Origin of the sequence: Cupriavidus sp. H39 (genome assembly GCF_050271075.1) — a bacterium.
GTDB classification, from domain to species: Bacteria; Pseudomonadota; Gammaproteobacteria; order Burkholderiales; family Burkholderiaceae; genus Cupriavidus; species Cupriavidus necator_B.
Genome location: NZ_CP189848.1, coordinates 1,407,116 through 1,419,570, shown reverse-complemented (window position 1 = coordinate 1,419,570; position 12,455 = coordinate 1,407,116). Strand labels below are relative to the sequence as shown.

10 protein-coding genes are annotated in these 12,455 nt (G+C 70.2%); 5 read left to right on the top strand and 5 right to left on the bottom strand.

Going from position 1 to position 12,455, the window contains the following annotated elements:
• The first annotated feature begins 185 nt into the window (after positions 1-185).
• The gene (locus ACOCMH_RS22030) at positions 186-1,121 is read left to right on the top strand and encodes a MurR/RpiR family transcriptional regulator (RefSeq protein ID WP_427313000.1); all 936 of its coding nucleotides are present in this window, start codon (positions 186-188) and stop codon (positions 1,119-1,121) included.
• Positions 1,122-1,143: 22 nt separating this feature from the next.
• Here ACOCMH_RS22030 and ACOCMH_RS22025 read toward each other — a convergent pair whose 3' ends face one another.
• The 4 genes from ACOCMH_RS22025 to ACOCMH_RS22010 all read right to left on the bottom strand — a co-directional run bounded on the left by ACOCMH_RS22025 (position 1,144) and on the right by ACOCMH_RS22010 (position 6,503).
• On the bottom strand, positions 1,144-3,576 hold the full coding sequence (locus ACOCMH_RS22025) for a DNA internalization-related competence protein ComEC/Rec2 (protein WP_427312999.1): 2,433 nt from the start codon (positions 3,574-3,576) through the stop codon (positions 1,144-1,146).
• A gap of 88 nt (positions 3,577-3,664) precedes the next feature.
• Positions 3,665-4,507 (bottom strand): TatD family hydrolase, encoded by an 843-nt coding sequence (locus ACOCMH_RS22020; protein ID WP_427312998.1) that lies wholly within the window; start codon positions 4,505-4,507, stop codon positions 3,665-3,667.
• Positions 4,508-4,519: 12 nt separating this feature from the next.
• Positions 4,520-5,260, bottom strand: a complete 741-nt coding sequence (lolD, locus tag ACOCMH_RS22015; RefSeq protein ID WP_427312997.1) for a lipoprotein-releasing ABC transporter ATP-binding protein LolD — start codon at positions 5,258-5,260, stop codon at positions 4,520-4,522.
• The gene (locus tag ACOCMH_RS22010) at positions 5,253-6,503 is read right to left on the bottom strand and encodes a lipoprotein-releasing ABC transporter permease subunit (RefSeq protein ID WP_427312996.1); all 1,251 of its coding nucleotides are present in this window, start codon (positions 6,501-6,503) and stop codon (positions 5,253-5,255) included. The genes lolD and ACOCMH_RS22010 overlap by 8 nt, the downstream gene beginning before the upstream one ends.
• A gap of 160 nt (positions 6,504-6,663) precedes the next feature.
• On the opposite strand from ACOCMH_RS22010, the gene ACOCMH_RS22005 reads away from it, so the two are divergent.
• Both ACOCMH_RS22005 and recJ read left to right on the top strand, forming a co-directional pair.
• Positions 6,664-7,782, top strand: a complete 1,119-nt coding sequence (locus ACOCMH_RS22005) for a hypothetical protein (protein ID WP_427312995.1) — start codon at positions 6,664-6,666, stop codon at positions 7,780-7,782.
• Positions 7,783-7,814: 32 nt separating this feature from the next.
• Positions 7,815-9,512: a single-stranded-DNA-specific exonuclease RecJ gene (recJ, locus tag ACOCMH_RS22000; RefSeq protein WP_427312994.1), complete on the top strand. Its 1,698-nt coding sequence runs from the start codon at positions 7,815-7,817 to the stop codon at positions 9,510-9,512.
• Between the two features lie 12 nt (positions 9,513-9,524).
• Here the strand turns inward: recJ and ACOCMH_RS21995 are convergent, their stop codons facing one another.
• Complete coding sequence (locus tag ACOCMH_RS21995) at positions 9,525-10,250, bottom strand: peptidoglycan DD-metalloendopeptidase family protein (RefSeq protein ID WP_427312993.1); 726 nt, start codon at positions 10,248-10,250, stop codon at positions 9,525-9,527.
• 193 nt (positions 10,251-10,443) lie between these two features.
• On the opposite strand from ACOCMH_RS21995, the gene prfB reads away from it, so the two are divergent.
• Both prfB and ACOCMH_RS21985 read left to right on the top strand, forming a co-directional pair.
• Positions 10,444-11,548 (top strand): peptide chain release factor 2 gene (prfB, locus tag ACOCMH_RS21990; protein ID WP_427312992.1). Its coding sequence is split into 2 segments (ribosomal slippage): positions 10,444-10,524 and positions 10,526-11,548, totalling 1,104 coding nucleotides; the frame shifts between segments, so codons are not numbered across the junction.
• A gap of 101 nt (positions 11,549-11,649) precedes the next feature.
• Entirely contained in the window at positions 11,650-12,408 is a 759-nt protein-coding gene (locus ACOCMH_RS21985) for an SDR family oxidoreductase (RefSeq protein ID WP_427312991.1), read from the top strand.
• Positions 12,409-12,455: the final 47 nt, after the last annotated feature.

Here is a 12,455-nt window from a genome sequence, read left to right as displayed (position 1 = left end):
GATCGACGCCATTATACCGAGCACGCCGTGTCCGTCGAGCCGTTCAGGCATCACAATCCCGCAGGAAATCGGAAAATCAGGGCAAACCCCGAGCGCACGAGCGATACCATTTCGGGCAAGATGCGGCGCCAACAGATGTAGAATCTCTACATATCCTTCCAACGCCGATACCGCTGCCTGCCGCCATGCGCGACCGCATCCTTGCCGTCTATGACACCCTCCGTCCTTCAGAACGCCGCCTGGCAGACTATGTCGCGCGCCACGGCGCCGCCGTGATCCGGCTGTCGATGCCGGAACTGGCCGAGCGCGCCGGCGTGTCGCAACCGACCATCGCGCGCTTCTGCGCGGCGCTGGGCTACGACGGCTTCCGCGAATTCAAGCTGCAGTTCGCGCAGAACGTAGGCGGCGGCACGCCCTTCGTGCACCAGGATGTCGCCGCCGACGACCGCCCGGCGGACATCGCCGGCAAGGTGTTCGACCGCACCATTGCCACGCTGATGAGCGTGCGCAACGCCTTGTCGGCCGACCAGATCGAGCACGGCATCCAGCTGCTCGCCGGGGCGCGGCGCATCGAGTTCTACGGCTGCGGCAACTCCGGCATCGTCGCGCTCGACATCCAGCACAAGTTCTTCCGCCTGGGCGTGCCGACCGTCGCCTATGCCGACCCGCACGTGTTCAGCATGTCGGCGGCGCTGCTGGCCCCGGGCGACGTCGCCGTGCTGGTCTCCAACAGCGGCCGCACCTGGGACATGCTGACCGCCGCCACGCTGGCGCGCAGCAGCGGCGCCAGCGTGCTCGCGCTGACCCACAGCGGCTCGCCGCTGGCACGGCTGGCCGACGTCTGCGTGTTCTCGGACGTCGAGGAAGACAGCGAGGTCTACACGCCGATGACCTCGCGCATCAGCCACCTGGTGCTGGGCGATGTGCTCGCGGCCGGCGTCGCGCTGGCGCGCGCCGATACCGTCGCGCCGCGCCTGCAGCGCGCCAAGGCGCATCTGCGCGAGCGGCGCATCGCCGGTGCGGAGCCGGCCCCGGCAAGAAGCCGGGCCCGCACCGCCGCGGCGGCGCCCACTACGCCCTCGCCCACCGCGGCGCGCCCCAGCCGCCGCAAGGCCGGTTGACCGTCCGCGGCACCGGCGCCCCCTAACGCGGCGCCTGCGGCCGTTCCCGCCAGTAGCGCGGCACAGCTTGCCGGAACACCGATAGCGCGTAGCCCGCGCGGGCCGTGTCCATGGTTACCGCGCCGGTTTCGTCGGTGCGGTAGCGCAAGATGCCCGCGCGGCCAAATCGCTCCCAGACCTCGGCGTTCGGATGGCGATAGCGGTTGGCATAGCCGAGCTGGAACACCGCCGCCGCGGGTCCCACTGCCGCGATCCACTCGGCGCCGGACGACGTACCGCTGCCGTGATGCGCCACCACCAGCACGTCGGCGCGCAATGCCCCCGGCGGCAAGCGGTCAATCAACGCACGCTCCTGCGCCAGGCCGATATCGCCGGTCAGCAACAGGCTGTGCGCGGCCGTGTCCACGCGCAGCACGCAACTGCGCGCATTGCTGGGAATGGCGGCCAGCTGGGCCTGCTCAGGCAGGGGGTGCAGCACGGAAAAACGCACGCCGTCCCACTCCCATTGCTGTCCCGCTGCGCAGGGCGGCCATTGTGCCGGGCTGGCCCGAGGCCGCCGGGCCGCCAGCAGGTGGTGCCCGGCCGGCGCACCGGTGCTGCGCGCCACCACGGCCACCGTCTCGTCAACGTCCGCTACGCCGCCGGCATGATCGACGTCTTCATGGCTGACCATCAAGTGATCGAGCCGCGCCAACCCCTCGGCGCGCAATCGCGGCACCACCACCTGCGCGCCCGCGCTGGACCCGGTGGCATAGCCCGGCCCGGTGTCGTACAGCAGCGCGTGCGAATGCGTGCGTACCAGCACCGCCGTGCCCTGCCCCACGTCGAACATCACCGCGCGGAACTGGCCCTCGGCCACCGGCGGGCCGCGTGCCAACAGCATCGGCAGCATCAGCAGTCCGCCATGGCGGCGCAGACGCGCCGACGCCACCGGAGCCACCAGCAGCGCAACACCCAGAGCGGCCAGCAGCAACGACACCGGCCCCGCGCTGGCGGCCTCCCACATCGCCCATGGCAGCATGGAGAACCATTCCAGCACGGCCGCCAGCAGCACCATCGCAAAGTGGGCGACCGCCATCACTGGCGCCGCGAGCAGCAGCGGCAGCGCGGCGCCCAGCAGCGCCAACGGCGTCACCAGCAGGCTCACCACCGGGATCGCCACCGCATTGGCGAACGGCGACACCACCGAAACCTGCCCGAACAGCAGCAGCGTCAGCGGCACCAGCCCGATGGTCACGGCCCACTGCGTGCGTGCGCCCGCGGCAAGCGTGGCCCGCAGCCGTTGCCAGCGCCCTGCCATCGCGGCGTCCCGTGCCGGCCGGGCAGCGAAGAAGATCACCGCGACGGCACCGAAGGACAGCCAGAAGCCGGGCAGCATCACCGCCCATGGATCGACCAGCAGCGCCGCCAGCGCCGCCCACGCCAACACCACCGACGCCGGCGGGGTACGTGCCCCCCACACCGCGACGGCCGCGACGCACAGCATGGCGACGGTGCGCAGCGCCGGGATCTGCATGCCGGCCAGCATGCCGTAGCCCAGCGCGGTGGCTACGGCCATCCCCAGCGCGGCTTGCCGGGCCGGCAGCCACAGCGGCAGCGGCCGGCGCAAGCAGTGGCCGAGGCCGAACGAATGGCGCCACAACAGTCCTGCAATTGAAGCCGCCATGCCGGCCACCATGGTGATATGCAGCCCGGAAATGGCCACCAGGTGGCTCACGCCGGTGCGCCGGAACAACTGCCAGTCTTCCGCCTCGATGCCGCGCTGGTCGCCGATCACCAGCGCGACCAGCACCGCGCCGAAGCGGGCCTCGGCCGGCAGCGCGGCGCGCAGGTGATCGCGCACGGCGGCACGCCAGGCCTCGATGCGCCAGGCCAGCCGCTCGGACCTTGCGTCTTGCGGCGGACCCTGGGCGCGGCGCACATAGCCGGTGGCGCCATAGCCTTGCGCCAGCAGCCAGTAGGCGTGGTCGAAGCCGAACGGATTGGCGAGCCCGCGCGGGCGGCGCAGGCGCAAGGTCAGCGTGAGGCGCTGGCCCGGGGTCAGGTCAGGCGGCGCGCCGCGCCAGTTGAGGATGACCCGGTCCGGCAGCGGCAGGTCCGGCCCGGCTGACGGCTCGATGGTGAACGCGAAACGCGTGCCGGTAGCGGTTTGGGTGGGCAGCCCGGACACCACGCCGCGCACGTCGAGGTCACGGGCTTCCAGCGCCGCGGGCAGCCATTGGTGCAGGCGCAGTTCGGCGCGCCAGGCAGCCCAGCAAAAGGCGGTTGCGAACGCCAGCAGAACCCGCAGCAGTGCCTGCGGCACGGCAGGCAGGCACCTGCCCCGCACGGCCATACCGATGGCGCACAACGCCAGCAGGGCAGCGCCGAGCCGTAGGACATGCTGCGGCGGCAGCGCCGATTGCTGCTGCAGCGTCCAGCAACCCGCCACGAATGCCACCACGAAGCAACGCACGGAACCCCTCCGGCTGAACTTGCATAGCCAGAGTTGTACCCGCGCCGATGCGCGGCAAGCTTGTCAGCCCGTCATGAAGGTGTGGAAGTTAGTGACCGACAGCAAGCGGAGGCGCCATGGTGCCGGCAAACGCCGCCAGGCGCGGCAGCGCCGCCACGGCATTGCGCCAGGTGGCCTGCGCCAGCGTCAAGGAGTCGATCCCGCGCAATTCCGCCATCACGTGCGCCACGCCGGCGACCTCCGCGGGTGTGTTGCGCGCCTTGTGCTGTTCCCCGAACTGGTCGTCCGACAGCCACGCCGGCGCGATGTCTGGCGCGTCGGTTTCAAGCACCAGTGCTTCCAGCGGCAATTCCGTCGCCAGCCGGCGGATCTGGCGCGCGCGGCTGAAGGTGACATTGCCGCCGAAACCGAGCTTCAGGCCCTGGTCGACGAAGCGCCGCGCCTGTTCGTTGCTGCCGTTGAAGGCATGGGCAATGCCGCGTTTCACGCCGAGCTTGCGCAACTGCGCGCCAACCTGGTCCTGCGACTTGCGCACATGCAGCAGCACCGGCAGGTCGAATTCGCGCGCGAGCTTCAGCTGCTCGGCATAGAGCCAGGTCTGGTGGTCGGCATCCAGCCCGGCCACGAAGAAATCGAGCCCGATCTCGCCGATGCCGACGAAGCGCGGGTCGCCCATGCTGGCGGCCACCTCGCGCCGCAGCGTGTCGAGATCGGCCTGGCCGGCGCCGGGCGAGCAAAGCGGATGGATGCCGAGCGCGTAGACGCAGCGCGCATCCCGATGCGCCAGCGCGCGCACGGCGGCGAAGTTCCACGCGGCCACCGCCGGCACCACGATGCCGCGCACGCCGGCGGCCTCGGCCGCATCGGCAACCTGCTGGCGGTCCGCGTCGAACTCGCCGGCGTCGAGGTGGCAATGGGTGTCGATCCACATGGCGTGGCCGCTTCAGCGTTCCTGGTGCAGGTGGCCGTCGCGCAGCCGCAGTACGCGGTCGCAGCGCCCGGCAAGGTCCAGGTCGTGCGTGACGATGACGAAGCTGGTGCCGAGCGTGCGCGACAGTTCCAGCATCAGGTCATAGACGCCGCCGGCGGTGTGGTCATCGAGATTGCCGGTGGGCTCGTCGGCCAGTACGCACGCCGGCTGCCCCACCAGCGCCCGCGCAATGGCGACGCGCTGGCGCTCGCCGCCCGACAGCTCGCCCGGCCGGTGCCGGGAGCGCCCGCCCAGCCCGACCCGCTCCAGCATCGCCTGCGCGACTTCGCGCGCGGCGGGCTGGGTCAGGCCGCGGATGCGCAGCGGCATCGCCACGTTGTCGAGCGCCGTGAATTCCGGCAGCAGATGGTGGAACTGGTAGACAAAGCCCAGCGAGCGGTTGCGCACCACGTTGCGCTCGCGCTCGCGCAGCGCCGTGAAGGGCTTGCCGAGCAGCGCGACGCGGCCGGAATCGGGTTCGTCGAGCCCGCCCAGCACATGCAGCAGCGTGCTCTTGCCGGAGCCCGAGGCGCCCACGATGGCGACTTTCTCGCCGGCGTTGACGCGCACGTCGACGCCGCGCAGCACGTCGACGTCGAGTTCGCCCTGGCGGAAACGCTTGGTCAGGCCCTCGGCCACCAGCACCGGCGAGCCGGTGCGCGGCAGGCCCGGGGCGGGCGTGGAAGTATCGGCTTGCAGCACGGCTTCACTCATAGCGCAGCGCCTCCGCCGGATTGACGCGGGCGGCGCGCCAGCTGGGGTAGAGCGTGGCCAGCGTGGCCAGCACGAAAGAGATGATGCCGATGGTGGCGATGTCGTTCACGCGGGGGTCGGAAGGCAATTGGCTGATGAAATAGATGTCGCGCGGCAGGAACTGCACGTGCAGCAGCCGCTCGATGAACGGCACGATCACGTCGATATTGGTGGCGATCAGCGTGCCGCCGGCCACGCCCAGCAGCGTGCCGATAAAGCCGATGGCCACGCCCTGCACGATGAAGATCTTCATGATCGAGCCCGGCTGCGCGCCCATGGTGCGCAGGATGGCGATATCGGCCTGCTTGTCGGTGACGGTCATCACCAGCGTCGAGACCAGGTTGAACGCCGCCACCGCGATGATCAGCGTCAGGATGATGAACATCATCCGTTTCTCGGTCTGCACCGCGGCAAACCAGTTGCGGTTCTGCTTGGACCAGTCGCGCAGGTAAAGCTCGCCCGACATGGTGCCGGCCAGTTCCTGCGCCACCTGCGGCGCGCGCTGCATGTCCTGCAGCTTCAGGCGCACGCCGGTGGGGCCGCTCAGGCGGAACAGGGTCTCCGCGTCCTGCAGGTTGACCAGCGCCAGTGCGCTGTCGAACTCGAAGTGCCCGGACGAAAACACGCCCACCACGGTGAATTGCTTGAGCCGCGGCAGCACGCCCGCCGGCGTGATGGTGCCCTGCGGCGCCAGCAGCGTGATCTTGTCGCCGACCTGCACCCCCATGGCATTGGCCAGCTCGTTGCCCAGCGCGATGCCGAAGCCGCCGGGCACCAGCGCCGCCATGCTGCCGGCGCGGAACTGGCTGCCGATTTCCGACACCTTGGGCTCCTGCGTCGGCTCCACGCCGCGCAGCAGCACGCCGCGCACGGCATCGTCGCGGGTCAGCATGGCCTGGGCCGCCACGTACGGGGCGGCACCGACCACCTCCTTGTTCTGCAGGGCCTCGGCCGCAGTCTTCTGCCAGTCCGGCAGCGCCGACGGGCCGATCACCTCGATATGCGCCAGCACCGACAGCATGCGGTCGCGCACTTCCTTCTGGAACCCGTTCATCACCGACAGCACCACGATCAGCGCAGCCACGCCGAGCGCGATCCCCAGCATCGAGATCATCGAGATAAACGAAATGAAGGTGTTGCGGCTGGCGCGCTTGCTCGCGCGGGTATATCGCCAGCCGATTTGCCACTCGTAGGGAAATTTCAAGAGGATTCCTGTTGTTTCGGGAAAGCGCCGGTTTCCGCCGGGGCGCCGCTGGCGGCACGCCTGCAAGCCATGGCGGGCGGCGCGCCGGTCACGCCGGGCTCATGTCACGGTCAGGCCCGGGACTGGCGCGAGCCAGCCGGGAGTTTACAATCTCGCCACCATGATGACGCACCTGACCCTGATTGTGCCCTTTTCCGTCCCGCCCGGCGCTGGCGACGACGGCCGCGACGACGTCGTTCCCGGCGCGCTGCTGCGGCAATTGGAGCTGCCGGCGCTCGGAAAGTTGCTGACCCGGGCCGCGCCCGGCCCGCGCGAGCGGCACGACGACCCGTTCCTGCGCAGCCTGCCGCAAGAGCGATGGCTGGCAGCCAAGGCCGGACTGGACACGGTGCGGGTGCCGCTGGCGCCCTATATGCGGCTGGCCGACAGCGGTGGCGCGACCCACGACATCCCGGCCGGCGCCGACGGCCAGTCCTGGGCCTGCCTGCAGCCGGTGCATATCCATGCCGCGCGCGACCACCTGGTGCTGATGCCGCCGGGCCAGCTGGGGCTGCGGCCGGAGGAAGCCACCGCGCTGCGCAGCGCGATCGACGCGCTGCTGCAGGAATCGGGCATCGCGCTGGAAACGCCCTGCCCGCAGCGCTGGTACCTGCCCGAGGCCGTGTTCGGCCCGCTCGAAGCCACCACGCCGCTGCGCGCGGCGGGTCGCAATATCGACATCTGGATGCAGGCGGGCGAGCGCGCGCGCGACTGGCGCCGGCTGCAGAACGAAATCCAGATGACCTGGTTCGACCACCGCGTCAACCAGGCCCGCGAGGCCGCCGGCGAGGTGCCGGTCAACTCGGTCTGGCTGTACGGCGGCGGCGCGCTGCAGCCGGTGCCGCGGCTGGCCGACACGGTGCTGAGCAACGACCCTTTCCTGAGCGGCCTGGCGCTGGCCGCCGGCAGCCGCGCGCTGCCGGCGCCGGCGGGCCTGGCCGGCGCAGCCGGGGCCGAAGGCACCGTGCTGACCATGCTGGACGGGGCCACGGAAGCGCATATCGCTGAAGACTGGGGACTGTGGCTGGACCGCATGCATGCGCTCGATGCCGACTGGTTCGGTCCGGCGCTGGAAGCGCTGGCGGACGGCCGCATCGGCGCCATCACGCTGGTGCTGGCCGGCGAGAACCACTTTGCCGAGTTCACCGTGCGGCGTGCCGACCTGCGCAAGTTCTGGCGCGGCATGGGCCAGCGCGGCGACTGGCGCGCGCTGCTGTCCGACCTGGCCTTTGCCGCCTGAAGCCATCGCCCCCAACACACTGCCCCCCGCCCATGACCCGGATCGCCATCCGCCAATATTCTTCCGAACACGCCAGTTCGCTGGCCGCCTCCGGCCTGCACCCTACGCTGGCGCGCATCCTGGCCGCGCGCGGCGTGGCCCGCGCCGCCGAGCTGGCCACCGACCTGCCCGAACTGGTGCCGCCCGCGGCCATGAAGGGCATCGGCCACGCCGCGGCCTACCTGGCCGACGCCATCGCCGCCGGCAAGCGCCTGCTGATCGTCGCTGACTATGACTGCGACGGGGCCACCGCTTGCGCGGTGGGCGTGCGCGGGCTGCGCATGCTGGGCGCGCGGGTCGAGTACATCGTGCCGAACCGCTTCGAATACGGCTACGGCCTGACGCCGGAGATCGTCGCGCTGGCGGCAAGGCAGCAGCCGGACGTAATCGTCACGGTCGACAACGGCATCGCCAGTGTCGACGGCGTGGCCGCGGCCAATGCGCTGGGCATCGACGTGGTGGTGACCGACCACCACCTGCCGGGCGCGGAGCTGCCGCAGGCCGCGGTGATCGTCAACCCGAACCAGCCGGGCTGCGAATTCCCCAGCAAGAACCTGGCGGGCGTGGGCGTGATGTTCTACGTGCTGCTGGCGCTGCGCGCCGAGCTGCGCCAGCGCGGCGTGTACACCCAGCAGACCCAGCCGCCGCTGCAGACGCTGCTGGACCTGGTGGCGCTGGGCACCGTCGCCGACGTGGTCAAGCTGGACACCAACAACCGCATCCTGGTGGCGCAAGGCCTGCGCCGCATGCGCGCCGGACGCATGCAGCCGGGGGTAGCGGCGCTGTTCCGCGCCGCCGGGCGCGAGGCCGCGCGCGCCAATACCTTCGACCTGGGCTTCGGCCTCGGCCCGCGCCTGAATGCGGCCGGCCGGCTCGCCGACATGTCGCTGGGCATCGAGTGCCTGCTGACCGACGATGCCAACCGCGCCTGGGAAATCGCGCAAGAACTGGACAGCATGAACCGCGAGCGGCGCGACATCGAGGCCGGCATGCAGCAGGAGGCGCTGCAGATCCTGGAGCAGCCGCTGGCCGGGCCGGATCCGTCGGCGCGCTTCACGGTCAGCGTGTTCAACGATACCTGGCACCAGGGGGTGATCGGCATCGTGGCATCGCGGCTGAAGGACAAGTTCCACCGCCCCACCATCACCTTCGCGCCCGGCGATGAAACCACGGTCAAGGGCTCGGGCCGCTCGATCCCGGGCTTCCACCTGCGCGATGCGCTGGACCTGGTGTCCAAGCGCCACCCGGGCATGCTGCTGAAGTTCGGCGGCCACGCCATGGCGGCGGGGCTGACCGTGCGCGCCGAGCGCTTTGCCGAATTCCAGGAGGCCTTCGAGGCGGTCGGCCGAGAATGGCTGACCGACGACCAGCTGGCGCGGGTGATCGAGACCGACGGCGATATCGAGGACCAGTGCTTCAGCCCGGAGTTCGTCACCCTGCTGGAGCAGCAGGTGTGGGGCCAGGGCTTCCCGGCGCCGACCTTCTGCGGCGAGTTCGACGTGCTGCGCCAGAGCGTGCTCAAGGGCAAGCACCTGAAGCTGCAGCTGGGGCGCGGCAGCCAGCGCTTCGACGCGATCTGGTTCAACCATGCCGACTCGCTTGGCGCCAGCGCGCAGGTGGCCTACCGGCTCGACAACAACACCTTCAACGGCGTCACCCGCGTTCAGCTCGTGATCGAGCACGCGCAGTAGGACGCCCGCGGCTCAGCCGCGCGACGGCAGGTAGCTGGCCGGATTCACCGGCTTGCCGTTGCCGCGCACCTCGAAGTGCAGCTCGCTGGGGCTCGCGCCCATGCGGCCCACATCCTGCCCCGCCGACACCTGCGCGCCCTCGCTGACCAGCGGCTGGTCCAGGTTGCCGTACACCGTGAGCCAGTCGTCGTTGTGCTTGACGATCACCAGCATGCCGTAGCCGCGCAGGTTGCCGACATGGATGGCGCGCCCGGCGGCGGCGGCGCGCACCGTGCCGTTGGCCGGCACCGCAATGCTCAGGCCCTTGCTCGCCGGCGGCGCGAAGCCGGCGGTGACACGGCCATCGGCCGGCCATTGCAGGCGGATGCTGCTGGCGGGCGGGCGGGACGCCGCGCCACTGTCCACGCGCGGCGTATCGGTCACGGTCTGGCCGGTGTCTGTCGACGCCGCGGCGCTGCCTGACGCGCCGCCCGGGGGCCGGACCCGGATCAGCTGGCCCACCTCGATCTGGCTGGGGCTGGTGATGTCGCTATTCCAGCGGGTCAGGTCGCGCACGCTGCGGCGATGCTTGCGCGCGATCGAATACAGCGTGTCGCCGCGCTCGACGCGGTAGTAGCCGTCCGGCACGGGCCCGCCCGTGGTGCCGCAGCCGGCCGTGAGCGCCGCCGTGGCGGCGGCCAGCAGCAGGCCCAGCGCGCGGCGCCGGCCTGGCTTGATGTCATGTCTGGTTTTCGTCATGCGTCCCTGTTCGTAATCTGTGCCGGGGGCGGCTTGCGACCCGTATTATCGCCGGGTGCGCCGCCCGGCACCGCCGGACAGACCGCGCGGCCGCGGTTACGTTCGGTTCGCGGCGCCGCCGCGGCGGCCGGCAAGCCCCCGATCTGCCGCGCCGATCCGCTATAATTCGAGGTTTTCGAAGCGCAGGAACATCATGGAAGCAGAACGCCTCAACGCCATCTCCGGTGCCATCTCCGATCTCCGTTCCCGGACGGAAGATCTACGGGGGTATCTTTGACTACGATGTCAAAGTAGGAAGGCTGGACGAAGTCAACGGCTTGCTGGAAGACCCCGACGTCTGGAACAACCCCAAGCGGGCCCAAGACCTCGGCAAGGAAAAGAAGATGCTCGAGGGCGTGGTCGGCGTCCTGGGCAAGCTCACCGATGACCTCGTCGGTGCGGACGAGTTGTTCGAACTCGCCAGGGAAGAAGGCGACGACGAGACCCTCGAGTCGATCGAGACCGACGTCAAGGGCTTCGAGGCGGTGGTGGCGGACATGGAATTCCGCCGCATGTTCGCCGGCGAGATGGACCAGGCCAACGCCTTTATCGACATCCAGGCCGGCGCCGGCGGCACCGAAGCGTGCGACTGGGCCTCGATGCTGCTGCGCCAGTACCTGAAGTACTGCGAACGCAAGGGCTTCAAGGCCGAGGTGCTGGAAGAGTCCGAAGGCGACGTCGCCGGCATCAAGAGCGCGACCATCAAGATCGAAGGCGAATACGCCTTTGGCTACCTGCGCACCGAAACCGGCGTGCACCGGCTGGTGCGCAAGTCGCCGTTCGATTCGTCGGGCGGGCGCCATACCTCGTTCTCGTCGGTGTTCGTCTATCCCGAGGTGGACGATTCGTTCGAGGTCGAGATCAACCCGGCGGACCTGCGCGTGGATACCTACCGCGCCTCGGGCGCGGGCGGCCAGCACATTAACAAGACCGACTCGGCGGTGCGGATCACGCATATCCCGACCGGGATCGTGGTGCAGTGCCAGAACGACCGCTCGCAGCACCGCAACCGCGCCGAGGCCATGTCGATGCTGAAATCGCGCCTGTACGAGCACGAGATGCGCAAGCGCCAGGCCGAGGCCGACAAGCTCGAGGCCGGCAAGACCGACGTGGGCTGGGGCCACCAGATCCGCTCCTACGTGCTGGACCAGAGCCGCATCAAGGACCTGCGCACCAACGTGGAAATGTCCAACACCCAGAAGGTGCTGGACGGGGACCTGGACCCGTTCATCGAGGCCAGCCTCAAGCAGGGACTCTAAGACCGCACCCGCCGCCGGGCCGGCGGCGGCACAGCAACCCATCCATCGCTGTACCGCCGCCCGCGCCTTGCCGGCACGACGGCCTTCTCGACCGGGGCACCATGAGCGAAGCCAATCACCTGTACATCATCACCGGCGCCTCGCGCGGGCTGGGCGCGGCACTGACCAACGCCCTGCTCGTGCCGGGCAACCGCCTGATCTGCGTCGCGCGCAGCCGCAACAGCGAGCTCGAACGCATCGCCACGCTCAGCGGCGTGCCGGTGGCCTGGCACCTGCAGGACCTGTCCCAGGCGGGCCCCGCGGCCACCTGGCTCGCCAGCGTGCTCGACACGCTCGACCTGCCGCCGACCAGCGCCACGCTGATCCTCAACGCGGGCGTGGTCGAGCCGATCGGGCCGGTCGCGGGCCTGCAGGAAAAGACGCTGGTGCCGCACCTGCTGACCAACCTGGCGGCGCCGATGACCATGACCGCTGCGTTCCTGGAGCGCACCGAGAAGTTCGGCTGCCCGCGCAAGGTGCTGGGGATCTCTTCCGGCGCGGCGCGCCGCCCGATCGAAGGCTGGAGCGCGTATTGCGCCGGCAAGGCCGGGCTCGACATGTTCATGCGCTCGGTCAACGCCGAGTACGCCCAGGCCGAGGCGCCGCGCACCGTGCGCGCGGTGGCGCTGGCGCCGGGCGTGATCGATACCGGCATGCAGGCCACCATCCGCAATGCCGACTTCGCCCAGGTGCAGCGCTTCCGCGAGCTCAAGGCCAACCAGCAGCTGGCGTCGGCCGAGGAAACCGCGGGACGCATCGTCGCCTACCTGCACCGCCCGGATTTCGGCAGCACCGAACTGGACGATCTCCGCAATTACTGAAGCCATACTGAACCCGCGCGCAGCCCGCTGCGCGCGACCCCACAAGA

Bases quoted from the DNA above. Each gene is read 5' to 3' on its own strand.
- ACOCMH_RS22030 (WP_427313000.1), top strand. From the start codon at position 186: ATGCGCGACCGCATCCTTGCCGTCTATGACACCCTCCGTCCTTCAGAA.
- ACOCMH_RS22020 (WP_427312998.1), bottom strand. From the start codon at position 4,507: ATGTGGATCGACACCCATTGCCACCTCGACGCCGGCGAGTTCGACGCG.
- lolD (WP_427312997.1), bottom strand. From the start codon at position 5,260: ATGAGTGAAGCCGTGCTGCAAGCCGATACTTCCACGCCCGCCCCGGGC.
- ACOCMH_RS22005 (WP_427312995.1), top strand. From the start codon at position 6,664: ATGATGACGCACCTGACCCTGATTGTGCCCTTTTCCGTCCCGCCCGGC.
- recJ (WP_427312994.1), top strand. From the start codon at position 7,815: ATGACCCGGATCGCCATCCGCCAATATTCTTCCGAACACGCCAGTTCG.
- ACOCMH_RS21995 (WP_427312993.1), bottom strand. From the start codon at position 10,250: ATGACGAAAACCAGACATGACATCAAGCCAGGCCGGCGCCGCGCGCTG.
- ACOCMH_RS21985 (WP_427312991.1), top strand. From the start codon at position 11,650: ATGAGCGAAGCCAATCACCTGTACATCATCACCGGCGCCTCGCGCGGG.